The organism is Arenibacter hampyeongensis (assembly GCF_002909255.1).
GTDB lineage: Bacteria > Bacteroidota > Bacteroidia > Flavobacteriales > Flavobacteriaceae > Arenibacter > Arenibacter hampyeongensis.
In genome coordinates this window covers 336752-362470 of sequence record NZ_PIOB01000002.1, presented here as the reverse complement: position 1 = coordinate 362470, position 25719 = coordinate 336752, and the positions used below count along the sequence as shown (strand labels likewise).

24 protein-coding genes, 1 pseudogene and 1 riboswitch are annotated in these 25719 nt (G+C 37.1%); of the genes and pseudogenes, 8 read left to right on the top strand and 17 right to left on the bottom strand.

Annotated features, from left to right (window positions below):
- Nucleotides 1–31 precede the first annotated feature (31 nt).
- The 4 genes from CWD91_RS06410 to CWD91_RS06395 all read right to left on the bottom strand — a co-directional run bounded on the left by CWD91_RS06410 (nucleotide 32) and on the right by CWD91_RS06395 (nucleotide 3041).
- Nucleotides 32–1006, bottom strand: coding sequence for a GlxA family transcriptional regulator (locus tag CWD91_RS06410; RefSeq protein WP_205164606.1), 975 nt, complete (start codon nucleotides 1004–1006; stop codon nucleotides 32–34).
- Nucleotides 1007–1354: 348 nt separating this feature from the next.
- The gene (locus CWD91_RS06405; RefSeq protein ID WP_239985676.1) at nucleotides 1355–1873 is read right to left on the bottom strand and encodes a helix-turn-helix domain-containing protein; all 519 of its coding nucleotides are present in this window, start codon (nucleotides 1871–1873) and stop codon (nucleotides 1355–1357) included.
- Nucleotides 1874–1935: 62 nt separating this feature from the next.
- Complete coding sequence (locus CWD91_RS06400) at nucleotides 1936–2334, bottom strand: DUF6010 family protein (protein ID WP_103440151.1); 399 nt, start codon at nucleotides 2332–2334, stop codon at nucleotides 1936–1938.
- Nucleotides 2335–2378: 44 nt separating this feature from the next.
- Entirely contained in the window at nucleotides 2379–3041 is a 663-nt protein-coding gene (locus CWD91_RS06395; RefSeq protein WP_103440150.1) for an adenylate/guanylate cyclase domain-containing protein, read from the bottom strand.
- 331 nt (nucleotides 3042–3372) lie between these two features.
- Between CWD91_RS06395 and CWD91_RS06390 the strand changes: the two genes are divergently transcribed.
- The 3 genes from CWD91_RS06390 (at nucleotide 3373) to CWD91_RS06380 (ending at nucleotide 6147) form a co-directional block, all read left to right on the top strand.
- Nucleotides 3373–4242, top strand: coding sequence for a DMT family transporter (locus tag CWD91_RS06390; protein WP_262509676.1), 870 nt, complete (start codon nucleotides 3373–3375; stop codon nucleotides 4240–4242).
- Nucleotides 4243–4387: 145 nt separating this feature from the next.
- Nucleotides 4388–4499: riboswitch (TPP riboswitch) on the top strand.
- Nucleotides 4500–4559: 60 nt separating this feature from the next.
- Entirely contained in the window at nucleotides 4560–5162 is a 603-nt protein-coding gene (gene pnuC, locus CWD91_RS06385; RefSeq protein WP_103440149.1) for a nicotinamide riboside transporter PnuC, read from the top strand.
- Complete coding sequence (locus CWD91_RS06380) at nucleotides 5131–6147, top strand: acyl-CoA dehydrogenase family protein (RefSeq protein ID WP_103440148.1); 1017 nt, start codon at nucleotides 5131–5133, stop codon at nucleotides 6145–6147. The genes pnuC and CWD91_RS06380 overlap by 32 nt, the downstream gene beginning before the upstream one ends.
- A 251-nt stretch (nucleotides 6148–6398) precedes the next feature.
- Here the strand turns inward: CWD91_RS06380 and CWD91_RS06375 are convergent, their stop codons facing one another.
- The 11 genes and pseudogenes from CWD91_RS06375 to CWD91_RS06330 form a co-directional block, all read right to left on the bottom strand.
- Nucleotides 6399–8660, bottom strand: a complete 2262-nt coding sequence (locus CWD91_RS06375) for a carbohydrate binding family 9 domain-containing protein (protein WP_103440147.1) — start codon at nucleotides 8658–8660, stop codon at nucleotides 6399–6401.
- A 377-nt stretch (nucleotides 8661–9037) separates the two neighbouring features.
- Nucleotides 9038–9142: pseudogene (locus CWD91_RS22635) on the bottom strand (hypothetical protein); the annotation flags it as partial.
- A 50-nt stretch (nucleotides 9143–9192) separates the two neighbouring features.
- The gene (locus CWD91_RS06370) at nucleotides 9193–9732 is read right to left on the bottom strand and encodes a glutathione peroxidase (protein WP_103440146.1); all 540 of its coding nucleotides are present in this window, start codon (nucleotides 9730–9732) and stop codon (nucleotides 9193–9195) included.
- A 3-nt stretch (nucleotides 9733–9735) separates the two neighbouring features.
- Nucleotides 9736–10419, bottom strand: a complete 684-nt coding sequence (locus CWD91_RS06365; protein WP_103440145.1) for an SDR family NAD(P)-dependent oxidoreductase — start codon at nucleotides 10417–10419, stop codon at nucleotides 9736–9738.
- Nucleotides 10420–10431: 12 nt separating this feature from the next.
- On the bottom strand, nucleotides 10432–10662 hold the full coding sequence (locus CWD91_RS06360; protein ID WP_103440144.1) for a hypothetical protein: 231 nt from the start codon (nucleotides 10660–10662) through the stop codon (nucleotides 10432–10434).
- 81 nt (nucleotides 10663–10743) lie between these two features.
- Nucleotides 10744–10821 carry a DUF2805 domain-containing protein gene (locus tag CWD91_RS22945; protein WP_103440505.1) on the bottom strand — a complete coding sequence of 26 codons (78 nt, stop codon included), beginning with the start codon at nucleotides 10819–10821 and terminating at the stop codon, nucleotides 10744–10746.
- A gap of 112 nt (nucleotides 10822–10933) precedes the next feature.
- On the bottom strand, nucleotides 10934–11365 hold the full coding sequence (locus tag CWD91_RS06350; protein WP_103440143.1) for a hypothetical protein: 432 nt from the start codon (nucleotides 11363–11365) through the stop codon (nucleotides 10934–10936).
- Nucleotides 11366–11481: 116 nt separating this feature from the next.
- Nucleotides 11482–12906 (bottom strand): SDR family oxidoreductase, encoded by a 1425-nt coding sequence (locus CWD91_RS06345; protein ID WP_103440142.1) that lies wholly within the window; start codon nucleotides 12904–12906, stop codon nucleotides 11482–11484.
- Nucleotides 12907–12946: 40 nt separating this feature from the next.
- Entirely contained in the window at nucleotides 12947–14260 is a 1314-nt protein-coding gene (locus tag CWD91_RS06340) for an ABC1 kinase family protein (RefSeq protein WP_103440141.1), read from the bottom strand.
- Nucleotides 14261–14268: 8 nt separating this feature from the next.
- Nucleotides 14269–14925, bottom strand: a complete 657-nt coding sequence (locus CWD91_RS06335; RefSeq protein ID WP_103440140.1) for a TetR family transcriptional regulator C-terminal domain-containing protein — start codon at nucleotides 14923–14925, stop codon at nucleotides 14269–14271.
- Between the two features lie 284 nt (nucleotides 14926–15209).
- Nucleotides 15210–16109: a MerR family transcriptional regulator gene (locus CWD91_RS06330; protein ID WP_103440139.1), complete on the bottom strand. Its 900-nt coding sequence runs from the start codon at nucleotides 16107–16109 to the stop codon at nucleotides 15210–15212.
- A 204-nt stretch (nucleotides 16110–16313) separates the two neighbouring features.
- Between CWD91_RS06330 and CWD91_RS06325 the strand changes: the two genes are divergently transcribed.
- Together CWD91_RS06325 and nhaA are read left to right on the top strand one after the other, a co-directional pair.
- Nucleotides 16314–18548, top strand: a complete 2235-nt coding sequence (locus CWD91_RS06325) for an FUSC family protein (RefSeq protein WP_103440138.1) — start codon at nucleotides 16314–16316, stop codon at nucleotides 18546–18548.
- Nucleotides 18549–18791: 243 nt separating this feature from the next.
- A complete protein-coding gene (gene nhaA / locus CWD91_RS06320; protein ID WP_103440137.1) occupies nucleotides 18792–20099 on the top strand; it encodes a Na+/H+ antiporter NhaA in 1308 nt (435 codons plus the stop codon).
- A gap of 273 nt (nucleotides 20100–20372) precedes the next feature.
- On the opposite strand, the gene CWD91_RS06315 is transcribed toward nhaA, so the two are convergent.
- The gene (locus CWD91_RS06315) at nucleotides 20373–21215 is read right to left on the bottom strand and encodes a universal stress protein (RefSeq protein ID WP_103440136.1); all 843 of its coding nucleotides are present in this window, start codon (nucleotides 21213–21215) and stop codon (nucleotides 20373–20375) included.
- Between the two features lie 157 nt (nucleotides 21216–21372).
- On the opposite strand from CWD91_RS06315, the gene CWD91_RS06310 reads away from it, so the two are divergent.
- The 3 genes from CWD91_RS06310 (at nucleotide 21373) to CWD91_RS06300 (ending at nucleotide 24162) form a co-directional block, all read left to right on the top strand.
- Nucleotides 21373–21822 (top strand): hypothetical protein, encoded by a 450-nt coding sequence (locus tag CWD91_RS06310; RefSeq protein ID WP_103440135.1) that lies wholly within the window; start codon nucleotides 21373–21375, stop codon nucleotides 21820–21822.
- 70 nt (nucleotides 21823–21892) lie between these two features.
- Entirely contained in the window at nucleotides 21893–22975 is a 1083-nt protein-coding gene (locus CWD91_RS06305; RefSeq protein ID WP_103440134.1) for a DUF6544 family protein, read from the top strand.
- 218 nt (nucleotides 22976–23193) lie between these two features.
- A complete protein-coding gene (locus CWD91_RS06300) occupies nucleotides 23194–24162 on the top strand; it encodes a bile acid:sodium symporter family protein (protein WP_103440133.1) in 969 nt (322 codons plus the stop codon).
- Nucleotides 24163–24241: 79 nt separating this feature from the next.
- On the opposite strand, the gene CWD91_RS06295 is transcribed toward CWD91_RS06300, so the two are convergent.
- Nucleotides 24242–25663: a sulfatase family protein gene (locus tag CWD91_RS06295; protein ID WP_103440132.1), complete on the bottom strand. Its 1422-nt coding sequence runs from the start codon at nucleotides 25661–25663 to the stop codon at nucleotides 24242–24244.
- Between the last annotated feature and the right edge of the window lie 56 nt (nucleotides 25664–25719).

Sequence of the window (25719 nt, the reverse complement as noted above, 5' to 3'; positions counted from 1 at the left end):
CCTTGCCAACATCTGGTGCGTATGTAATAGTTTACTTTTTTAAAATTCTTTGTAATTGCCTTGCACTTTTAAATCCACATTTAGAGGCTATATATTCAATAGTATAGTCGGGATTATTAAGCATGGTATTGGCATATTCTTTTCGCAATAGCGTTAGGTATTCCAATACCGTTAACCCTGTCCTGTCTTTAAATACCCTACTAAGATTTCGAGAACTCATCCCAACAAGTGACGCTAGGGATTCTATGTCATTCTCTTTCGAAAGATTCTCAATAAGGAAGTCTTGAACTTGATGTACATGTGGATTGATATGGTTTCTATAATCGAGGTAAATACTTTGCTGTTTGTGTTTACCACTCCTCCTATGGTATACAACAAGCCCTCTTGCTACCTTATGCGTAAATAGAGGACCTTTTAAATCTTCGATAATGGCCAAGGCTAGATCGATTCCTGCACTAATGCCGGCACTGGTATATACATTATTACTCTTAATATATAAAATATCGGCTACAACCTTTGCCGTTGGAAATTGGAGTTGCAGCTCATTTATTCTTCGCCAATGTGTAGTACATTCTGTATCCTTTAATAAACCTGCATACCCCAAAGCAAAAGCTCCGTTACAAATGGAACACACCGTTATCCCTTTCTCTGAACAATCTTGGAGCCATTTAAAAAATTCTCTTTCTGCCTTAAAAGCAATACTGCTAACATAATCAAAATTCATTCCTGGAACAAAGACAAAATTCCCATCATTTAATTTTGCTTCGCTATAGTTCTTGATTTTTTCAAACCCTAATCCTGCCGTACTTACCGGTTTATCCTTGAATTGATAAAATTCAATATCCAATTGAAGGCCGTAAAACCTAGCTTCGGTAAAAACTTGTACTGGCCCGGCAAGGTCGAGTAATTCAACAGTTGGCGGAATAATAAAAGCGACCTTGTGCATATTCTTGTTTTTAAATCTATTTAATAAAGATAAGCCAAGTCTAATTCTAATATCAGACATTAAAGCGTCAATTTCAGCCAATCCCTGATCGTTGACCGGAATTTGATAATTCCAAAAGATGTAGTGGATCTAAATAGACAAGAAAAGCCGTCCACTAATGAACGGCCTTTAAAATTTAACCAAAAATTGTTTAAATGCAATTTACACAGGTACATGTTGAATCGCAATTGCAATTGACACATTTACAATTTGGATTTCCACATTTTACATTGCTTGTTTTTTGAGCACCTTTGTTTACTGTTGTTGTTTTCATAATATGTTTTTTTATTGTTTTTTAATAAAGTAAAATTAGCTTATGCAAGGATGTATTTGTTATACTTCTTTGGGAATTGATTGTATAGTTTTGGGTTAAATCTTGTCAATTGGGAAACGTTGGGCAATACCCTGGCTCTTAAATAAAGAGGGAGTTAATCCAGTAATATTTTTAAACTGTTTTGATAGATGGGAAACACCACAATAATTTAGTTCACAGGCAATTTGAGATAATGTCATCTGGTCATAGGTCAACAACTCTTTCGCCTTTTCAATGCGCTGTTCAATAAAATAATTCTCAATTGTTCTTCCTTCAATAAATGAGAATAAACTGCTCAAGTAAGTATACTCATGATGAACGTTGGAAGAGAGGTAAGTGGACAAATTTATCCTGTTTACTTCTTCATCCACTTCATTGCGTGCCATTTTTATTACCAAGTTTTTAATTTTTTCAATAAGTCGCCCGGTATTATTATCAATAATTTCGAATCCTACTGCATTGAGTTCTTTATTAAGCCGTTCTTTTTCATTTCTTGAAGGCACTACCATTAACCTAATTTCCCCAATATTGACTTTTTGATAAGGGATTAAAATATTTTTTAAAATATTTTCCACTGCAAGTATACAGCGGTGGCACACCATATTTTTGACGAGTAGGGTGGTTGTAGTCATTATACCTATTTATTAATATTCACTTTGAACTGGTTGTTGAAGACTAAAATATAGGCACCTACAGTAAAATCAAGTGAGGAGCAAAACATATCGTAGCTTGGAGGAATCAATCCTGGGTCCGAAAAAAAATTATAGGCAACATCCCAACATCCATGCAGAAAATAGCCAAGAGCTAGTATATGAACTCCTTTTTTTATACCGTAATAGGCTAATAATAGGAACAAAACTGCTTGGGTGGAATTTACCACCAATGTTTGTAAATCTGTCCAGACAAAACCTACATAGAGGAATCCGATTCCGGATAGAATAAGCCCATAGACTGTCATTTTATCCAATTGTTTTAATATGCTAAACACTAATATAATCAGTAGTCCAGAGGATATTCCGATAGTGATTGGTATCATAGTATTTTGTTTTTTAGATAGACTTTATTAGAAATTAACTGGTTTTAAGAATGCTCTTGCATTTCTATACATTGAACTATACTATGGCTTTTATTATATTCTTCGCGACATTGTGCGGAGCAAAAATAAAGCTCGATTTCATTTGGATGATGGATTGCATTTTGAGGGTTGACGATCAACATACGGCAAATGGGATCGATATAGGTGGTCCTTGCTTTTTCTATATTCACTTCAAATATTTCTTTTTGTCCATTAATATTTTTAAAAAGATGACTGCCTTTCGATTTAAATGCACAAATAGATTTATTCGTTAATGATCTTACAAAGTCATCAGAACACCAAAAGGTACCTGCCAAGGCTTTAGCGGCAATTCTTGACGCCAGATTAACAGTAGATCCAAAATAACTATTCGCCCTGTTCAAAACTTTACCAAAATGTAATCCGCCATGGATTTGAAGAAAATTTTCTTCTTTTGTTGTTTTGGCCTCTAAATTAAGTGCAGTAGCAAGTAAAAAGTCTGGATAGTCCGAGACGAACATTAATTCATCCCCTGTTCGTTGATGCAGTTTACTGTCGCCAACTAGGCAATTTTCTGCAATACTGATATATTTATCAATTAAATCAGCGGCAGAGGTAGCGCCATGGGTTTCCGTAAGCGCGGTATACCCTGATAAATCTGCCATTAGAATAGCTATATTCTTTTCCATAATTTTTGTTTTATAATACAAATGTATCTAAGATTTTACGCATGATATGGACAACAATATGTCAAAAACGGACAACATTAATTTTGTTTTGTCAGAAGTGAGTTGGAAGTTGATTAACCCTCGACTTAAGTAAATCCGAAACCAACTTCTCTTAACACTTTGAGGTTATTTCGTCACCTTCATTAAGCTTGAAAACCACAGACAGCGCCAAAACCTAATAATATTGAATCTTGGAATTTATTCGGCTATAGGCGTTAGTAAAGGTGAGGTATTCATACCTTAGCGTTTTTAAGCCAATGGACCTTACTTTTGGCTAAATAATAGCCCTATTTTGTTAAATATTAAATGGAGTAAACCTTCCGGATTGGATTTAAAAAAAGCATTGCTTTTTATGGTCATCAGCACCTTTTCATTTGCTTTGATGAATGTTTCCGTAAAATATTTGGCCCGTATCCCAACATTCCAAATTGTATTTTTTAGATGTTTTGGTTCCTTTGTACTGGCAACTACTTTTATTTTGATAAAAGGGATTCCAATATTTGGTAACAAGCGTAGACTAATGCTGTTAAGAGCTATCCTCGGCTTAACGGCTATGAGTTTGTTCTTCCTTTCCTTAAAACACCTACACGTAGGCACAGCAGTTTCATTGCGCTATATTGCTCCTATTTTTGCGGCTATTTTTGCCGTTTTCTTGCTAAAGGAAAAATTAAAAAATATTCAATGGCTTTTCTTTATTACGGCTTTTGCCGGGGTGCTGGTTTTAAAAGGATTTGATGGCAATATTAATACTACAGGGCTAACTTTAATCCTTACTGCATCTGTTTTTAGTGGAATGGTATATGTAGTTATTAGAAAAATAGGGGTGTCGGACCATCCTGCAGTTGTAGTAAATTATTTTATGTTCGTAGGAACTGCAATTGGCGGACTTTTGGCTATTACCGTATGGGTACAACCCATTGGTTATGAATGGGCATTTTTATTTCTCCTAGGTATTTTTGGTTTTATGGGACAAATATATATGACCAAGGCATTTCAAATTGCAAAGACCAATCTTGTAGCTCCGCTAAAATACATTGAAGTGATTTTTACCATTTCAATTGGTGTTTTTTGGTTCAATGAAGCCTACTCCATCTATAGCTTTATAGGGCTGTTTATGATTATCTCGGCCTTGATCTTGAATACTTTGGTGAAAAAAGATTAAAACCGAAGTATTCTAACTTTGGTGGATGCTTCATCTATCAACTTCTACAGCTGTTTTTATAAATATCGAAATTTTTCTAAGAGATCTTCTTTTTTTTATAATTGTTCTAAAATGAATAACAAATCATAAAAATAGTTTTAGATTTGTTTTTGAAATGGGGTGCTTGCCATAAACCGCAGGCTGAGATGATACCCAGGAGTTTTTACTCTGAACCTGATCCGGATAATGCCGGCGTAGGGATTTTAGTGTGATGTAGCACTTTTGCACATCCATACTTTCTTCATCTTTCCATTTCATTAATTTAAGAATGGGAATCGATGGACAATTTTTTCACGCATATTACCTTGTTACAATCCTTGGGTACTGCTTTTGGCGTAACACAAGTGCTCTTGGCGCGGAATAACAATATTCATAATTATTTATTTGGGATTGCTTCTATTTTGATCGGTATCTGGGTGCTTTATCAATCAAAGCTGTATGGAGACATTATACTCCACCTTTATTATCTGGTTATGAGTTTCTATGGTTGGTTTTATTGGAAATTCGGTATACAAAAAGAAGAAACTCCAATTTCTTATGCCAACACCACGGAACGTATAACTGCAATGGGCATTGTACTGATTTGTTTCGCACTTATGTGTTTTTGGCTGGTATTTTACACCAATACGGATGTTCCCATTTGGGATGCAGCTGTAAGTGCCTTTGCATGGGCCGGGATGTGGCTCATGGCCAAAAGAAAGATGGAAAACTGGATCTATCTAAATATTAGCAATATTGTGGCTATCCCCCTTCTCTTTTATAAAGAACTTTACATATACGCCGCACTTACCATTTTCTTATTCATAGTGGGAACCTCGGGATATTTTAAATGGAGAAAAATAATTATGCATGATACAGGTAGACAAACTGCAAGAGCTTAGGGAACTTTGTTTGGGAATAGAAATTTTTCCTAAAAAAGTTTTGGATTGGATAGGGGAGGAAAACCTATGGAGTTTATGGGTCCCTAGAACATATGGAGGATTGGAGCTGTCCCTAACTGAAGGACTGGATAAACTGAAGGAATTGGCCAGGATCGATGCAAGCCTTGGATGGACGGTTACACTTTGCAGCGGTGCCAACTATTTTATTGGAAACTTAAAGGAATTTAAAGCCCGTGATATTTTTCTAAATTCCAAGGTACCTGTTTGTTTGGGAGGAAGTGGGGGTGTTTCTGGAACAGCTGTGATATGTGACGATCATTATAGCATATCAGGAAAATGGCGCTATGCTACGGGAGCTCCTTATCTTACACATTTTACCTTAAATGCCGAAATTTTTGAAAACGGAAATAAATTTATAAATGATGATGGTTCACCAAAAGTGCTATCATTTGTTATTCCCAAAGATGGGGTACAGATTATTGAAGACTGGAATGCCATGGGCTTGAAGGCTTCGGCTACCCATTCTTTTGAAGTTAAGGATCTTATGGTCCACAATGACTGTAGTTTTCGGTATAACGAGAATTATTTGCCTCACCCCATTTTTAAAATTCCATTTGGCCTTTTTGCGGATTTAACGCTTTGGGTTAATTATATTGGAATGGCAGAACATTTATTGGAAGAAGCTGCAATTTGCGGGACAAATGGGAAAATGACAGATTTGGAAGGTATTGTTGAGGTTTCAGGGCAAAAGGTAACTTATTACGCTGCGGAAATAGAGAAAGGATTAGATGATGGAATGTTTTTTAAAAAGGATTATATGGAACTAATACATACAGAAGCAGCAAATTCCGTGAAAAATATTTCTAGGGAAATTATAGAAATCTTCCCTTATTTAGGAGTAAAAGCAAGTAGAAAAAACCATCCGTTAAACCAAATTTTTTGTGATTATTTCACTGCGACACAGCATCATATTTTTACTCACTAGGTGAGATTTGAATGCCCCGACGCTTGCCCCCCGTTCCGTTCGGGCGGGCGTCGAAATGTTATCGGTAGCGTCCATCCGATGCCTCGTTGGCTTACCCTGTGGTAATTGACTATAAAATAAGTAAAAAGGGTATAGGTGCACTTTATAAAAAACATCGTTATCAACGATAGGTCAGAATTGCAGTACGGCCTACTCAATCCTCTTTAAAAAGGGTAAGGTTGTTTGGTTGCCCTTTATATACAAAAAGTTGGTTAGAGATTGATCCAATAGGTAAGTTTAAAAACCAATGCCCTATTCTTGCTTGTAAAATTAGAGGGGAAATAATTTTCCGTATAAACTATGTAGAAATCCGAAGCGGGCTTATATCTCCATTGAAACCTTGCGTTCAAATTCATATTGTCCGTTAAATTATTGTACTGGTAATAACCTGTAAAGAAAAGTTTGTCCGTAAAGGTAACATCCAACTTTGGTCCTAAAAGTATTAACTCTGCGCTTCCATAGTCTTCATCCAATTTTAGATTATTATAGTCGAAACGCATAGCAATATTTACATAGGGTTGAAATCTCATATCGAGCTGTCCGGCTATATTAAGATTGGTGCCGTTGTAAAATCCGCCATAAGTGGAATTCAACAAGAAATTCATTTTCTTTGTAGTGTTACTTTGATATGTAGCAGAAATAGTATTCCAGCTATATTCTTCCCCTTCCAAAAATTTTCTGGACTCCGCGTCGTTCACGGGATTGAAATCAAAGGTCAGTTGTTGAAAAACACGTTCTAAATCCAAGCTAAGGTTAGAAGAGTTTTTAAATTCAAATGCATATCCTATGGCATATTCTCTATCTACCAAGGTACCGTTTGGTAAATAGGTATCATTTATTCTAGCCTGAGGCCCAGAATAAAGCAAACTATTATTCTCAGGGTAGATTTTATAGGCCAATTCAGAATAATAGCCCATTTGCCCGGGGTATACCATGCTTCCCGGTACATAGCCAACTTCGGCATTAAAGTTTTTATTAACAAAAAAGGTTCCTAAATTGGCCAGGAGACTACGGTCGGAATACTGGAAAAAGGCCGAACCGGACATGGTCTTTGCCTTATTTCTATCGTCAAAAGATTGGGCTAAAAAAGAACTATGGTACCACCTATTATCTTTACTTCTCAACACTAGATCGGCATCAATGACCCTATTGTAAGTGTTTGGCCGAACACGCTCGGCCATAGTAGGCCGGCCAAAAATACTGGGATGGAAATATTTCAAGGAATCACTTTCCGAAACCCCTAGACTTTGTTTGTTCACAAAGGTCATGGAAAAACTGGATTGTTCATAGAACATCCTTTGCACGGTTGCCACAGTATAGTTTTGGCCAGGTAGTCCCAATTCCAACATTTTCTTGGTTTGCATATTCATAAGGCCCAAGCGCCATTTTTGATTTATGGTACCACTGAGTCTAGCGCCGTACATTATAGGTACTTTTTGCGCTATTCCGGATGTATCCTGAATTATGCCTATACGTCTTGAGAAAAATGGTCTGGCCGAATCAAAACCGGCGTTGTCAAAAAGGTCGCTATTTTCCAAGAAGAATTGTCTTCGCTCGGGAAACCGAAATTCGAATCTGGATAAATTGAGAATTTGTTCATCTACTTCGATTTGGGAGAAATCGGGGTTTACGGTGAGGTCTAAATTCATAGAAGGTGTAATGCCTATTTTGGCATCGAAACCGGTCTGTATTTCTGTAGAGGATTCAATAGGGTCTAGCTCTCGATCTTGGAACGCCCCTCCCGAAACATAGGGTATAAGTGAAATATTGGTACTGGCAGCAGGAATGGGATCTTCCCATACCAGCTGGCCTGCATAGGCAAATGTGCCTGTATAGAATTGTCTAGGGGTGCGTACCCATGCCGACTTAATATTTCGTTTTTTATCCAGCCTATCAAAGGTGACGTTCCATTGGTTTACATCACTCTTATACTTAAAACTTTTGAATGGGATTGCTAATTCGGCAATCCATTTATCCTTGTACCTAACAACCTTGGAGTACCACTTGTTGTCCCAATATATATTGAAGGCATTTTCACCATTGCCACCACTGGAGACGGTACCTTCCCTTTGCGCCCCGATGGCCGTGACATTAAAAAAATAACCGTTCAAACGGTCATTGTAGGGTCCGAATATGAAGGAAACATTATCGTTGATGGCATACTTGAAATCCCTACGAAGCGTACTTACAACATCTGGGGTATCATCATCATAACAGACAAACGAGACATACAGAAATTCATCATTAAAGGTCATTCGTGCCTCTGTTTGAAAGGGGGAAGGCAAACTATCTACGGGAAAGTTTTGATACCAATTGTCGGCAACATCGGCCTCCTTCCAAGCAACTTCATCCAAGACTCCATCCAATACAATTTCCCCATTGAATTTTTTGATATTTAATTTTGTTCCAGGAATGTTTTGGGCATATCCCACTGAGTATAATAAAAGAAAGGCCAAAAGTACTGATAACTTCATCTATTCTGAATTAATTAGTTTGAATACTATCAGTTCTAAAGATATAATATTTACGGTAATTTTTTATTGGAGTCGCTGTCCATCTGACCTTTGGATTTACTTAAAGAAATAATGGAAAGGAAAATTGTGGCCAAGGCCATTGTGAATTTAAAATACATTAAAAAATCAGAATTGGTCATGGGGTATAAAACACGATTCTTTTGTAACCTAGGGAAAAAATCAATGAAAGGGAAATGGAAAGGGCAATAATTGGCGATTTAAAGATATTGGGCGAGAAGAGTTTTAGGAAGCGGTTGTAGCAGATGCTTGGCCAAATTATTATGTGATGCTTTGAAATTGTTTTGTTCAAGGAAAATAGACTGTTGGGTTCAATTAATTTACATGGCCACGAGTTCTTCCAAAACTTCCTGCGCTTCTACATATTTTTTGTGGCTTTCCGCTTTATGGATACTAGAAAGTGTATGCCATTCCTTCATAAGGCCGTTATACTTTTCTTATTTGGATTTATTTTTGAATATTCCGAACATGACCATTATTTTAAATATTTTGTAATCTTAGTACTCATGGGACTGATATTTGAGAAAAAATAATCGATTAAAATTCCTTTGTCGTCCACAAGATATTTTTGAAAATTCCATTTTACCGTCGAATTTTTAACACCGTTTAAAGCTTTGTTCGTAAGCCATCGATACACGGGATGCTGGTTTTTGCCTTTCACATCAAGCTTTTCAGTTATGAGGAATTTTACCCCGTAGTTCACTTCACAAAACACCTCAATGTCTTTAGCCTTGCCAGGTTCCTGGCCCCCAAACTGATTGCATGGCAATCCTATGACCACCAATTTGTTTTTATAGGCTTCATGAAGTTCTTGTAGTTCCTTGTATTGGGGAGTAAAGCCGCATTTTGATGCTACGTTTACAAATAAAACATGCTTTCCTTCAAAGTCCTTGAGGTGTATAGGCCTACTGCTTAAGTCATTTAAATTGATGTGATGTAGGGTTTGCAAATCTAGCTTTTCTGCAGGTTTTGGACCCGAGAATAGAGTTGCCGCAAATATTTTGAACGGATTCATACATTAAATTTTAAAAGTTACTATTCCGCAGTCCATTTCAAAGATTTGTCCCGAGAAAGAGGAGGCTTTGTCCGATAATAAAAATTCTGCCGTATCTGCTACCTCCTTAGGATTTAGGAATTTTTTTAACGGATGTCGGTCCTTAATATTTTCGATCATCTTATCGTTGCGCAGAAGCTTTGAAGCCAATTGCGTATCTGTAACCGTAGGTGCAATGGCATTTATGCGTAAGGTTGGTGCCAATTCCGCACCCAAGGATTTTACCAGTCCTTCCACACCGGATTTGGCCGTGGCAATACTGGCGTGGTAAGGCATACCTAATTTGGAAGCTACCGTGCTAAAGAGTAAAACCGAGGGCCGTTCGCCTTTTTTTAATACGTTCAAATACTTTTGAATAACCTTTACTGCCCCAATAACATTTATTTCAAAGTCTTCCCTAAAGTCTTCCAAGCTTAATCGGCCAATAGGTTTTAAATTGATACTTCCTGGACAGTATACCAAGGCATCCATAGCCGTAATTTCTGGTAATTCGTCCTTAAGTATATCACAATTGAAATGTGTTAAATTGGAGTGGGTCTGTTTAGGAACGGACCTACTAATGTTGACTATATTATGGGAATCAACCAAAGTTTCAAGAATAGCATTACCTATCCCTTTGCTGCCTCCAATGATAACTACTGTTCTCATTTTAAGGATGTCTTATGTATTGGAAATCAAGGGCCTGCCCTTTAATCTTTTTTCTACTTTCCGTTTAATGGCGGTAAGGCGTTTCATGATCTCCATGATCTTATCGTCTTTTTTGCTCTTATAGATTTCGTTCAAGCCCAAAATTAATGCTTTTGCTTTTCGTGAAATTTCAATCCTGTCACTAGTTGAAAGCGATTTTAGTTTTCTTTGTTCAAATTCCAATGCTTCGTTTATGAGATCCATATTATTAATTTTTAAGATTGTTCTGTAATTCCGATATTTTTGTATTGTGCGTTTAAAGCGCACTTTGCCAAACGTTCTTAATTATTGGTGTTTGGTAGTCCGACCATTAATACGTGAACTCCACCTTTTAAAACTACTTGGCCGTATTTCCCAATGCATCAGTTATATTTCCTCCAGTTTAGAAATTGAAAACTAATTTTCAATGGTTTCAAAGGGCATTCTATATTCCGAGGCCATTTCAATAGTATAATCAATACCCTTTCGTTATTGATCATTTAAAATTTAGATAACCAAATTTGGCCTCATACTTTTCTTTTTGATCCATAAGCTTCTGAAAGAAGTCCTTGTTCCCTTCGAAGTTCTTGTCTGCCCTAAATCGAATAAAACGTCCTTGAGAATATATATGGCTGTTGTTACTTTTGTAAATAACCAATTGATAATAGGGAATTACCCAAGTAAAATTGCTCAGGCCTTTTATAATTCTTATTAGGATTCCCAAGGGGCGTAATTCTATATTTGCATAGGTAGGGTCATTGGCCCGGTTTTGGTAGGCTTTCAAATTGGGACTGGAATCTTCGATAATCATTCTTTTAGAACTGCACCCTTTCATTTTTATGATTTTTATAAAACTGAAAGGCTTCCCTACAACATCATTGATAAGTAAGGAAATGCCTTTGTTTTTATGTGAAGTTTCTAAAATCATCTTGATTTAACCCTGTTATCAAAGTTACAAAACGTTTAAGAAATGTAAAAATTTGTTAAACAGAATTGGATATTATTTGCTTATGACAGTATAGGCTATTACTATATAAAAATGTTCTATTTGGAAACGAGTTTATTGATCAATCCAGTGAAGATAAAACCGTGGAAAGGATATACGCTGTACCAATACAAACGGCCAGCAAGTCCACGCGGCCTAAAGGTTGCAGTTTGTTTAAGTAGACCTTCATCAATTTTGAATTCCAGCCAAGCCTCTCCCGGCAGCTTCATTTCGGCATAGAGCAATAGTTTTTTTTCTTTTTTATCACTGAAAATCACGCGCCAAAAATCAAGGGCGTCTCCCGCATCCAATTCGGAATTATGGGTTCTACCACGACGTAATCCAATACCGCCTACTAGTTTGTCTAGGTAACCCCTTATTTTCCATAGAAAGTTTCCGTAATACCAACCTGTCGTGCCTCCAATGGACCAGATTTTTTTGATGGTATCTTTCTCATTTTGGACTTTACGTTCTTTATAGTCTTTAAAGCATCCGTATTTGGGTACATTAATATATTTGTGCAGACTATTCTTTAAGCGGCCACTACTTACCATGGAATCTTTCCAACTTGATACAATGCTGTTTTGTTCAATTTTCTCAAAAGCCAATTCCACAGCTTCTTTGTAGGTTATTGGTTTCACCTCCAGAAGTTGATTTATATTGCTTGGTTTCCCAACAATTTGGACTCCCATACTATCTACTAGTGCTGTTGCCAATTTGTAGGAGGTGGAGGTAACAAAATACAGCCAATACGAAGAAAGTTTTGGAGTCATAACCGGCACCGTTAAGATATAGCGCTTTAGGTCCCTTATCTTTGCAAACTCCAAGAGCATTTGCTTATAGGTCAAAATTTCGGGACCAAAAATATCATATGAAGTGTTGAAAAACTCTTTTTTACCCTTTGCTCGTGATAAAAACGCCAAGACATCCCTTACCGCCAATGGTTGTGTTTTGGTATTGAGCCATTTTGGCGCTACCATGACAGGTAATTTTTCTACTAAGTCCCTAATAATCTCAAAGGATGAACTTCCTGATCCCACGATGATACCTGCCTTTAAGATGGTAAGGCCATATGAATCCGAAGCCAAAATATCTTCTACATTTTTCCTGGATTGTAAATGTTTGGAAAGTTGCTCATCGTTGGTTATGCCACTTAAATAAATCACCTGTTTTAATTGGGTAGATGAAAAATAGGACTTGAAATTAGCCGCACAAACTGCTTCCAAGCGTTCAAAGTTGTTGGAAGAGTTAGACATTGAGTGGATTAAATAATAGGCTACATCAATATCTTTAGGAATATTATTTAGCGTGTCTTGCTTTAAAAAATCTGCCTCAACTATAGTGATGTGTTCATCTTCAAGATAATTTTTGTCAGCTCTTAATTTATCTCTTACGGCACAGACCACATGATGACCTTCGTTGATTAAAATGGGGATCAATCGTTTTCCGATATACCCTGTTGCACCAGTTACGAGAATTTTCATCTATTACATTAAATTAGATATATTGTTTAAGAACAACTTATTATTGCAAGTCAATAAAATTATTGATCTTGATATTGTTGGCTTTTAAATCGAACATGAGGTTATATAATCCAAAAAACGTCCTGTTGATATAAATAAAATGCTTGGAACCTCTATTGCCATTCATTTTTCGCAATTCGGTACTTTTAGAATAACGTTGTCCAAGTTCGGTGATTTTTCCGAAGAATTCCCCATCCGAAAAGTCAAAGGTTTCTACATGAAACGGTTGGGTGAAAAGGCTCAACAATTCATGGAACATACTTGTAAAAAATTCGGTTTCTTCCTTAGAATCGTCCTCACGCAAAATTTCCAGTTCGTATAATTTAGATACAAAAAAATTATGATCACTTATACTTTCTGGTTTGGCCAGTTCAAAGTAGGGGATATAGAATTCATTGGGAATAGTCTTTATGCAGCCAAAATCCAATGCGATCAATTCACCTTCCTCGGACACCAAGAAATTTCCTGGATGTGGATCTGCATGTACTTTTCTTAAATTATGTATTTGGAACATATAAAAATCCCAAAGTGCTTGCCCTAATTTATTTGCTTTTGATTGATCGGTATTGTAGGCCGTAAATTCAGAAAGGTGTTCTCCTTTCATATAGTCCATAGTAATAAAACGATCAGAGGATAGTTCTTCATAATATTGAGGAAACAAAAGATTGGGAATAAAGGAGCAGGACTTCACAATTTCCTTGCTCTGTTTCATTTCCAAAACATAATTTGTTTCCTCAAATAGTTTTCCTTCAACTTCCTTAAAGTACTTGTCGGAGTCTTTACCTTTTATGTTAAACATTTTAATAGCAATGGGTTTAACCAAGGCTAAATCGGATGCTATACTCTCGGCAACTCCAGGATATTGGATTTTCACAGCGAGTTTTTTCCCATCTTTTACTGCCTCATGGACTTGTCCAATGCTAGCGGCGTTTACTGAAGTTGTGTTGAAGGAATCAAATAATTCATTTGGCAATTTGCCAAAATATTTTTTAAAGGTTTTAAGTACCAAAGGGGGCGACAAGGGTGGTACGGAAAACTGAGCCAAGGAAAATTTTTCTACATACGCTTGGGGCATTATGCTTTTTTCCATACTTAACATTTGAGCCACTTTAAGGGCACTTCCTTTAAGTAGTTTAAGGCTGTCATAAATATCCTCGGCATTGTTTTCATTGAGTCGTGTCCTAGCCTCAATTTCGGTTTTGGTAATTTTATCGCCGTAGTACTTGAGATAATTAACCCCAACACGAGCGCCGGTGGACACTAATTTTGAGGCACGATGAATTTTTGAAACAGGTATATTGTCTATTGATTTCATTTTGGATTTTAATTCGTGTGCATCCTTTCCTTGAAAATGAATTTTCCAAAGTCGATCACACTTTTAAGAGGAGCTATATTTAAAATATCAAAACTAGTGTTGACCGATTTCTCTATAAAAATATCGGTCTTTTCAAAAGAGGAGGAGGTGTCGTCTATCCAGAATTTCATGGTCAAGAGTAATTGCAGCCAAGCCGATTCTTGAAGCGCTCGCCGCTGAATTTTATCTATTTGCTCTTGTTTAATTTCAAGAGTTTTTATGTCCAGACCTTCAATGTAGGCGGTAAAACTCTTTTTTAGTTCCGACAATATGGTTAATCTTTTTAGACCGTTTTTATGCCTATCCAGTGCATAAACTACATAACTTCTATTGGCAGTCAAATTTTCAAAAAAAGTGAAGTAGAAACTCAATAGTTTATTTCGGGCATCGAAAGATTTGTAATCATCGCTTTTCTCCATAACAGAAAGTGTATTGTCGAAAAAAGCTTTAAAAACATGTTTCTCAATAGCTTCAAAAGAACCAAAAAATTGATAAAATTTAGATTCTTCAAAGTTGTAGGCTTTTGCAAAGGCGTAGACCGATTTTGGGTTTTCATTATGTTCAAGAACAAAATCCATGTATGTTGAAATGATGTCGTTTTCTGAAATTGTTTTCTTTTTTGCCATGACTTTGGATTGTATAGCACAAGATACAAAATGTTTAACCTTTTGTTTTAAATATTAAACAAAATTTAACGTGATTTTGGAATTTGGTGGTTTATTGTGGGCTTTTTAGACCAAAAGCGATTCCCCATAAATGTATACAGGCTCAAGTATTGGCCGAAATCAGGTTTTAACCCCTTGATTTAAATCTGGAGTGTTCTTAATGTAAGAATAACCGCTTATAACGCTAATAATTTTTGGAAAGCAATGTTGGATATGTATGTAATTTTACATCAATATAATGTGGACTAAAGCTTTTTTACCAATTCTTCAATTTTGGAAAAAGGAACTATAGACTTGGGCAAATCTCCTTGGTTTATTTCCTTAAGCATTTTGCCCAATAGCCATAGCTCTGAGGTATTGTCTGCCAATAGCAAATCATGAAAATCTTTGAGATATGACATTATATTATCTTTGCCCGGTTGAACTGTAAAATAGGAAACGAATACAATATTGTCATATAGAGGCTTTAAATCCTTTAAACTATATATTGGGATACTTTGTCCAAGAAAAATAGCCTGATATCCTTTTGATAGGATTTCATGATTGAGAAACATTAGGCCCAACTCATGAATTTCGTTATCAGGAAGATACAGTACAAAGGTTTTGCAGGTTTTGGTGTGCGTATTAATTTGCAATTTTTCAGTATTCACCAAAATCTTTTGCTTTATCAAGGCGCATATAAAATGTTCGTGGGAGGGCGTTATGGTATCTGTCTGCCAAAGTAGGCCCAATTCATGTAAAAAGGGGATAAAATCTTCATAGAAAATATTCCTAAAAGATTTTTCTTTTAATAGCTCGTTATAAGTTTTGAAGAACAGGGCTTGGTCAAAATTCATCATGGACATTTTAAAGGAATTTAAAACATGTCCGTTGTTACTTTGTTCTGAAACCAAATCTCTCACAACCTTCGGAATTTTATCCCCTCCAAGTTGCGATATCTTGGAAATTTTATAACCGTTATTATAGAGAAACGTAACGTTAAGCAGTTTTTGAAGGTTCTCTATATTGTAACACCTTATGTTGGTATCCGTTCTGTTCGGTTGAAAAAGATTGTAACGCTTTTCCCATATTCTAATAGTATGGGCCTTTATGCCAGAGAGATTTTCAAGGTCCTTGATGCTAAAGTTACTTTTAACGTTGTTCATTTTTTCTAAAAAAAGGTTAAACAAAAATATAGTTTTTATGACTTATTTCAAAGTTGGGGCCTAAGCTAATTTCAATGTAGCTCAGCCCTTTGGTTTTTTTAGGCTGCTTTGTTAGCTTAAAACTTGGAAACCCAACAAATACTAGGTTTTAATATTTGTTGTGCACTTGGGCAAATTGTATCTTTAAAGCTGAAATAATACATTTTGAAATCAATTTCCCAAATCATTACCTCTTATAGTAAGGAGCTGTTGCAGTTCTTGAAAAGTACTAGTTTCTCCAAGGCCATACTCATCGCCATTGCAGTTACCGTGCCTATTTTAGGGGGTATTTTGTTCGGACATTTAGAAATTGGATTGGCTCTTAGCTTGGGAGCTTTTTGGAGTTCCCCCAGTGATGTAAGTGGAAGCTACCGCCACAAAAAGTTCGGAATCCTGTTTTCTGCTGCATTGGTCATGGTAGTGAGTTTCATTGGCGGATATTTGAAGTTCGAGACATGGTTGATGCTGCCAATTTTAGGAATTTTAACATTTGCAATTGCATTTATCTCTATTTATGGGTTTAGGGCTTCGCTAATTAGTTTTTCGGGATTATTGGCCCTGGTGTTGAGTTTCGCCCATGATTCCCAGGAATTGGAAATCTATCAATATGCGTTGTTGGTTGGTGTTGGTGGACTTTGGTATTTATTATTGGCAGTCCTTTGGTACCGTATAAACCCAAAAGCGCAGACCGAGGAACTTTTTGGAGAAACCTTTGTTCTTACTGCTCAATTTCTGGAAACTAGAGGTAATTTAGTAGGACCACATGCCGTTCGAAAGGAATTGCAGTCCAAATTATATGAGGTACAAAGTAAATTAATTGAACATCACGAAACCCTAAGGGAAATTTTGCTTCTGTCACGAAGAAGCTCAGGCCGATCTAACTATCAGGCCAAACGATTATTGGTATTTGTTGAATTGGTAGATATGCTAGAAACGGCAATCGCCAACCCTGTGAATTATGACAAAATGGATGCTCTTTTTAACGACCATCCGGAGTATATTAGGAGTTTTCAAAACCTAATTTTTGAAATGTCCCGCCAATTAAGGATAATGGCCGAAGTGGGAACCGACCAAAGTAAGTTTCCGAATAACTCCAAACTGTCCGAATGTTTTGCCAAGGTAAAGCAGGAAGTAGCTTTATTAAGGAAGGAGAGGGAAGCTTCGGATTACGAGGGTTTCTTAATGCTGCAAAACCTTTTGGAATATCAGGAAAAGCAATTTGAAAAACTTAAAAAGATAAAATGGCTTCTAGGGAATCCAGATATGGGTTCGGTCGATTTAGTGGATCAGACTGCTTCCAGGCGTTTTATAGTTCACCAAGATTATGATCACAAACTATTGATAAGGAACTTCAGTTTTAAGTCCACCATATTTAAACATTCATTGAGGTTAGCCGTTACTGTTATGATTGGGTACGCTCTTGGTTCTTACTTCGATTTTCAGAATCCTTATTGGATTCTCTTGACCATTATCGTAATTATGCGGCCCAGTTACGGTCTTACCAAATCGCGTTCAAAGGATAGAATTATTGGAACTCTTATAGGCGGTGCCATTGCAACAGGCTTTGTTTTTCTAACTCAGAATCCCTATGTATTTGGAGTTCTGGGAGTGATATCATTGGTTATTGCATTTTCTATGGTTCAGAAGAATTATAGGGCAGGGGCAACCTTTATAACCTTGAGTGTAGTTTTTATATACGCCATTATCCGCCCGGATGTGCTAACAGTTATCCAATTCCGAGTACTGGATACATTAATCGGTGCGGGACTTTCCCTTGTGGCCATGTTATGGATTTGGCCGGCTTGGGGATTCATGGAAATAAGGCAGCAATTGGAAAATAGCGTTAGAGCCAATAGGGAGTTCCTGGTCCAAATAGCCCTTTATTATGAACTCAAGGGAAAAGTGACTACCACCTACAAGGTGTCACGCAAGAAAGCATTCGTAGAAACTTCCAACCTTAGTTCTGCATTTCAACGAATGGCACAAGAACCCGTGTCCAAACAAAAATATTTGGATAAAATTTACGAATTGGTAGTGCTGAACCATACCTTTCTATCATCATTGGCATCGTTTAGTACCTATATCCAGAACAATCCTACCACAGAGGCCTCTGTAAAATTCAAAGACTTTATTTCTAAAATTGATCAAAACCTGGGGCAAGTACTAATGGCCTTGAAAGATTCGGAATCAAACGATGCGCCCAACGACCAGCACTTGGATGAATTTTCTAAGGAACAGCTTCCAACCTTTGTTCCACAGAATATAGAGCTTTCCCCCAATTTGGATATTCGATTGGATCGAGATCTTCAAGAAGCCCATCTAGTTACGGAGCAAATGCAGTGGCTATTTGCCCTAAGCGGGAAAATGCTAAGGTTGATATCAAAAATCGAGTTTGATTAATAACCCGTCCAGACATAAGGTTTATGACCAAAGGGAAAAGAAGGGAAACTATGGCAAGCCTAATGCTTTTAAGTGCCTTGGAAATAATTTGATTTAAACCGGATCTTAATGATTTTTTGATTGTTATCCCTATGACTTGGTGGAGAATTCCGATATAGGAATAAAGACTTGTCCTTTGCTATTGGTGGCATTTATGTATTTTTATACACTCATGGCATTTCCGTTCACACACTTTTAAATTATATGATTAAAAGAATTATTCTTACACCGTTTCAAAAATTTGTAAAAATCGAGAGTTTAAGTGGTATTCTCTTGTTTAGTGCCACACTCATAGCCATGATTTGGGCAAATTCTGGGTTTAGTGAATCTTACAATTCCTTATGGCAATATAATATAGGTATCAGTTCAGACGCTTTTAAGCTTACAAAACCGCTTTCTCTTTGGATCAACGATGGGCTCATGGCCTTATTTTTCTTTTTAATCGGTTTGGAAATAAAAAGAGAATTGCTGATTGGAGAACTTAACGAACTCCGTAAAGCTATATTTCCGTTGTTTGCAGCAATGGGGGGAATGCTCTTTCCACTGGCTTTATTTCTTTTATTGAATAATCAGCCCCAAACGGCTCCGGGATGGGGGATTCCAATGGCAACCGATATTGCTTTTTCATTAGCAATTCTTCAGCTCCTAGGCAAAAGAGTGCCCTTAAGTTTAAAGATATTCCTTACGGCTTTTGCCATAGTGGACGATTTAGGTGCTGTCTTGGTAATTGCTATTTTTTATAGCGGTGGGGTTGATTGGCTTCTAATTTTATATTCTTTGATTCCCTTTCTAGTGCTTTCTTATCTCGGTTTTAAAGGTATTTATTCCAAATATTTGACTGTAATTCTTGGATTTATTATTTGGTTGTTATTTTTGAAATCGGGTATACATCCTACAATAGCAGGTGTGCTAGTGGCCTTTACAGTGCCCATACGGCAAAAGATCGATATGAATTATTTTAATGAGAACCTATCCAAAATAATTGAAGGTATTTCCAGATCGAATAACGAAAAGGTTCCAGTCTTATCCAAAGAACAAATAGAACATATGGACGACTTGGAAGACTTGACCGATAAATTTACATCGCCACTTCAAAGGTTGGAGCATCGACTTCATGGTTGGGTGGCTTATTTTATTATGCCGGTTTTTGCCTTGGCCAATGCAGGAGTGGTTTTCAGTACCAATGTAGAGTTTGATACCTCTTTGATGATAAATATCGCTTTGGCCTTGTTTTTCGGTAAATTGGTAGGTATTACATTGATGTCTTGGTTGGGTGTTAAATTCAAGTTAGCCCTATTGCCCGATGACATGAATTTTATACAGGTTTCCGGAATAGCTATTTTGGCGGGGGTGGGCTTTACTATGTCTATTTTTATTGCTAACCTGGCATTTTCAGATAACGTATTACTCATAGACTCTGCTAAGGTGGGTATCTTGATCGGCTCGGTTGTTTCCGGTTTGGTAGGATATCTGGTACTGAGATATGCAGGCGGAAGGGAAGAGGGCCGTTAATGGCCCTTGCCTTATCTTAAAAGTGCTGAAAGTTTAGAAATAGTTCTTTAGCCAATGCCGGTAGTAGCTTTTTTGATTTAATTTTTTCAGTTTGTTGATCCAAATAAGGATTATTGTACTATCCCTGTCCAGTACAGGCTTATCGGTTATTACGGGTGAGAACCTGGAAGTTTTGGTTTTTGTAATCGTATAAACATCATTTTTCTTCACAGGAAGGATAATATGACTTTTAGACTTAACTATTGCTTGGAGCAAAGGGGTTTACATTACAGTTTATAATCCGGCAGTGTTAAAACTTAAGAGGGGAATGGCAATATTGGATACCATTTTTTGTACCAGATCTTTACGCAAGTATCTCTGTAGAAATGAGTTGTCCTTTCGTTCCAGCATGGCTAACAAGTTGGCTTCGGATTTATCCAAGTAACCATTTAATTCCTCAAAAATTTGATCGGAGAATATTAAATCGAAAGTTATTTTTCCATACCGTACATTTTGCTGTAACATACCTTTAAACCATTCCATTTGTTGATCTCCCGCATATTCTTCTTTGGAAGAAATATGAACTATCCTTATTTGGGCGTCGAAGATACTGGCGATTATCTCAAGTTTTTTAATGGCAAAAATATCGGCCTGTTCAAAGTCGGTGGCATAGACCATGGTTTTGAAGGAATCGGTTCTAGACATTTCGGGAACCGACAAAACTGTACAAGACGCTTTTTTGATCAAACCCTTGGTTGTACTTCCCAATAGAAATTCCTTAATGGCACTTGCACCTTTGGTTCCTACAGTGATGAGGTCAGCATCAAATTCTATCGCTTTCCCTATGATTCCGTCTGTGATCGAAACGTTTTCCTCGACTACAAAATCAATATTGCTACTTTCCCGAATTTCCCCAAGGTAACGGGTACAATAGTCTCTCAATTTGCTGTGATTTTCGGACAATAATCTTTTTTCTTTATTAATGTGGCTTACGGAGACGGTACTAAGGGTTATTGGAATACTAAATACGTGCATTACAATTAATTTGCAGTTGAAATTTTCAGACATTAGGTAGGCCAACCTTAATGCGGCGACCGCCTGCCGGGAAAAGTCTGTAGCGTAAAGAATGGTTTTCATTTCATAATGCTTTGAGTTGCGTTCTTGAAACTAAATCAATATTCCCAATTTACCAATGACCTTTGTCATACGTATTAAAAGGCCATATGATTTATATCATTTTCAAAGACCTCTATACGGTCTAATTTTAATGCTATAATCCTTAAAAATTATCGTCATGCAAAACATGGAAAACAATAGGGAAGCTCAATTTGTTAAGGACGGGCCATGGTCCGAGCTGTATGTACTGACCGAGCACTGGAAATCGGATCTGGAGTTCTACAGGGATGATCTTCGCTTTATACATCATTTAATAGATAAATATTTTATGTGGATTACCAGGCCTGAGAATTTGGATATGGTGAAAAAACTAAAAGCTGGATTGTATGACTTAAAGAAAAAAAATAGGGATTTACTTGAGAAAGTTGGAAGACATAAGAATACATTAGGACAAATGGTTGCAAATCATAATAAAGTCGATGCTGGCATAATTAGGACAGAGCATGAACATCTTGAAGAGGAGGTGGAGAATTTCGTGAAACTGTTTCGTACTAATAGGAAAGGGGCCTTTGCCATAACAGAATTTATAATCGATAGTGAGTCCCTCGCCAATTTACTGGACCATTGAATTAAACAACATCGCTGACACAAGTGGCTATTTTTAGATTTGTTTATTGTTAATTTTAAAGGAGTGGAATATGCGCATTGCGTTGGTGTTATTAATGATCTTACACGGCCTTATACATTTGCTGGGTTTTGCCAAAGCTTTCCAATTTGGGGAGATGTCACAATTTGCCAGAGAAATTTCAAGGCCAATGGGCTTACTTTGGATTTTAGCGGCCTTACTCTCTATAGTGACGGCAATTGGATTCTTTTTAAGAAAGGACTGGTGGCCATTACTTGGCATTGTTATAGTGATTCTTTCCCAATGCTTGATTTTTATAACCTGGGCAGATGCCAAATATGGGACTATTGTCAATGTCATTATTTTGGGAGCGGCCATAATAGGCCAATCCAATTTGACATTTGAGGGGAGTTATACCCGGGATGTTGATACTGCACTTAAGGCAGTGGCCCCAATTCATGAAACTTTAAATGAAAAAGATTTGGAACATTTGCCAGAATGCGTCCAGAACTATCTGCGTTATGTGGGGGCAGTAGGAAAGCCAAAAATTTATAATATGAAAATTATCTTTGAGGGAGAAATGAGGGAAAGGGGAAAGGCTTGGTTTAAATTTACTTCAGAACAATATAATTTTTTTGGTTCGCCCGCGAGATTGTTCTTTATGAAGGCCAAGGTAAATGGACTTCCTACAAATGGTTACCATAAATACAATAGGGAAGGAGCCGGTATGAATATCAAACTCCTATCCTTATTTTCGGTTGTGGATATTCACGATTCTGAAATGTATCCTACGGAAACCGTTACCTACTTCAACGAACTGTGTTTATTTGCCCCGGCAGCCCTTATTGCTGATAGTATTAGCTGGGAAAGCTTGGATGCCTTGAGCGCAAAAGCAACCTTTAATAACCATGGAACCATAATAACTGCCATTTTATACTTTAATGAAGCAGGTCAATTGGTAAACTTCATATCCCATGACCGTTATTCCATACCAGAAATGAAGGCTTTCCCTTTTAGCACTCCTGCAAGCAATTATAAGGATGTTAATGGTTATAAATTACCTACCTATGGCGAGGCGATATGGCACTATTCTAAGGGGGAATTTGTTTATGGGAAATTCAAGGTTATGAATATCGAATACAATGTTTCCGATTAGAATTTATAGATTATTTTTTGAATGATGTATTGGAAGTAGAAACAGTTACCAACTTACAAAATAATATTCTATTTTTGATGCCGCAATGCCCGCTTGTTTGAAGTCAAAATGGTAAGGATTCGAATTTTTATTGGCCTTAGGTTCTGGTGTTATAAATTTATCCAAAATGGGATTACTTCATATTTTAAACCAGACCAATCATAAAATAGAAATCTAATATGAAAATTAAGATCGATGGGTTTGTCCTATCCATAATAGCTGTCATAGGGATAGCTTATTTTTTTCCACATTGGGGTATGGCAGATAGTGGCGTTCCGATCGATACAATTAGTGTGATAGGAATTTCATTTATCTTCTTTTTTTACGGATTAAAATTGAGTCCACATAAATTAAAGGCCGGACTTAAGAACTGGAAGTTGCACTTATTGGTACAGGCATCCACTTTTTTGATTTTTCCCTTAATTGTTTTGGCATTTTATCCCCTCATACATAGTGTAGGGCAACAGACCCTTTGGTTGGCGTTCTTCTTTTTGGCTGCCTTACCATCCACGGTATCTTCCTCGGTGGTCATGGTCTCCATGGCCAAAGGTAACATCCCGGCTGCAATTTTTAATGCCAGTATTTCCGGTGTCATAGGGATAGTCCTCACCCCATTATGGATGGGACTTTTTGTGCAGAAAACCCATACGGATTTCGACTTTATGGAAATATACACAAAGCTAATACTGCAAATTTTGTTTCCCGTTTTCATGGGTTTATTATTACAACGCTTTTTAGGGTTTATTGCACAAAAATATAGCGGTCAATTGTCGCTCTTTGACAAGTCGATTATTTTGCTCATTATTTATAAAAGTTTTGCTCAATCGTTCGGAAATGACATATTTAGTACTGTGTCTTTTTTGGAATTGTTGATACTTTTTGTAGCGGTATTGGCATTGTTTTATGTAGCATTTTTTTTAACAGGTTTTGTAGCTAAAAAATTGAAATTTAATATGGAGGACCAGATTACCGCCCAATTTTGCGGCACAAAAAAATCCTTGGTGCACGGGACCGTTTTTTCAAAAATTCTGTTTGGCAATATGGCTTCCATAGGGATCATTTTACTGCCCCTTATGATATTCCATGCTACGCAGATTTTGATCTTAAGTTTAATTGCTGGAAAGCGGGCCACTAGGCTGGATGAGTAGTAATCTATAGTAAAAGAATAGCCCAAAGCTTAATAGACTAAATTTCCATTGAACTTTAGGGCTGTTTCCCTACCATAATTTATTCTATATCTGCCAGTTGGTCTTTTCCTTTTACCAATTTGGATTGGTGCTCCTTGACCATAAGATCAATTTCGGCAAGAATTTCTGGGTGACCTGCGCCTAAATCAAATTTTTCAGATGGGTCCACACTTAAATTGTATAGGATAGGTGGATCGTGTACCTCCCTTTCGCCAAACTGCCCATAGGAACCCTCCGTAATATAATGTGCCTTGTAATCTCCAAGTCGGGCGGCATACAACTGTGTTCCCCTATAGTAGAAAACACCCTTTCTTGGAGTTGGATCGCCCTTAAATAACGTACCACTTAGGTCATAACCATCCATGATCCTGTCCTTGGGCATTGGTACACCGGCCAAGGCACTAAATGTAGAGAAAAGGTCCATAGTGGTACCCAATTCGGATATAACAGCTGGTTTAATATTGTTTGGGGACCAAAAAATGCAAGGTTCCCTCATACCGCCTTCCCAGGTCATACCCTTTCCAGCTTTCAGCAATCCTGCACTTCCACCATTAACCCCATAGGAAAGCCATGGGCCGTTGTCCGAGGTAAAGACAACAATGGTATTCTTGTCCAATCCTTCCTCCTTTAAGGCAGCAATTATTTGGCCAATACCATGATCAATTTCCTCTAAAACATCGCCATAAATACCCCTTTTACTTTTGCCCAAAAAATCTTTGGAGGCAAATAGTGGTATATGGGGCAGATTGTGGGCCAAGTAAATAAAGAAGGGGTTATCCTTGTTTTTTTTAATGTAGGCTATGGCCTCTTCAGCGTATCTTTTGGTTATTGTATTTTGATTGGCAGGCCTTTCAATGATTTCGGTATTCCTCATCAAAGGAACATTAAAATTTTCGGTGGGTAAATTTCCTTTTGATTCCTTAAAGGCCTTATAATCGCCAACAAAATCCATATCATTGGAGTAGGGGATGCCAAAATAGTAATCAAAACCGTTGTTTGTAGGTAGGTATTCCTCTTTATGTCCTAAGTGCCACTTACCTATACAGGCGGAATTATATCCGGCTTTCTTCAATTGTTCTGCCAAGGTTATCTCCGAGCTTGGTAATCCATATTTGGAGTTTGGGAACAATACCCTTTTTGTATCGCTGGCCATACCGCTTCTAACTGGTAATCTTCCGGTTAATAAGGCTGCCCTGCTAGGGGTACAGACACTGGCCCCTACGTAAAAATTGGTCCATTTTTGCCCTTCCGCCGCCATTTGATCAAGATGTGGGGTTTTGATGGTAGGGTGACCATAAGCGCCTATGTCACCATACCCCAAATCATCCGCAAAGATGATAATGAAATTAGGAGTTTTTCCCAAGTTTTCTTGGCTGTAGCCATTGCTGTATAATGCGGCAATGAACAAAAGGGTCATTAGAATTTTAGGAATTTGATCTGCGGCGTGCTTGGGTTTTATCATGGAACTGTCTCTAGTTTATTTAGGTTGGAAGATAAAAAAAAGATTTTAGGTAAATT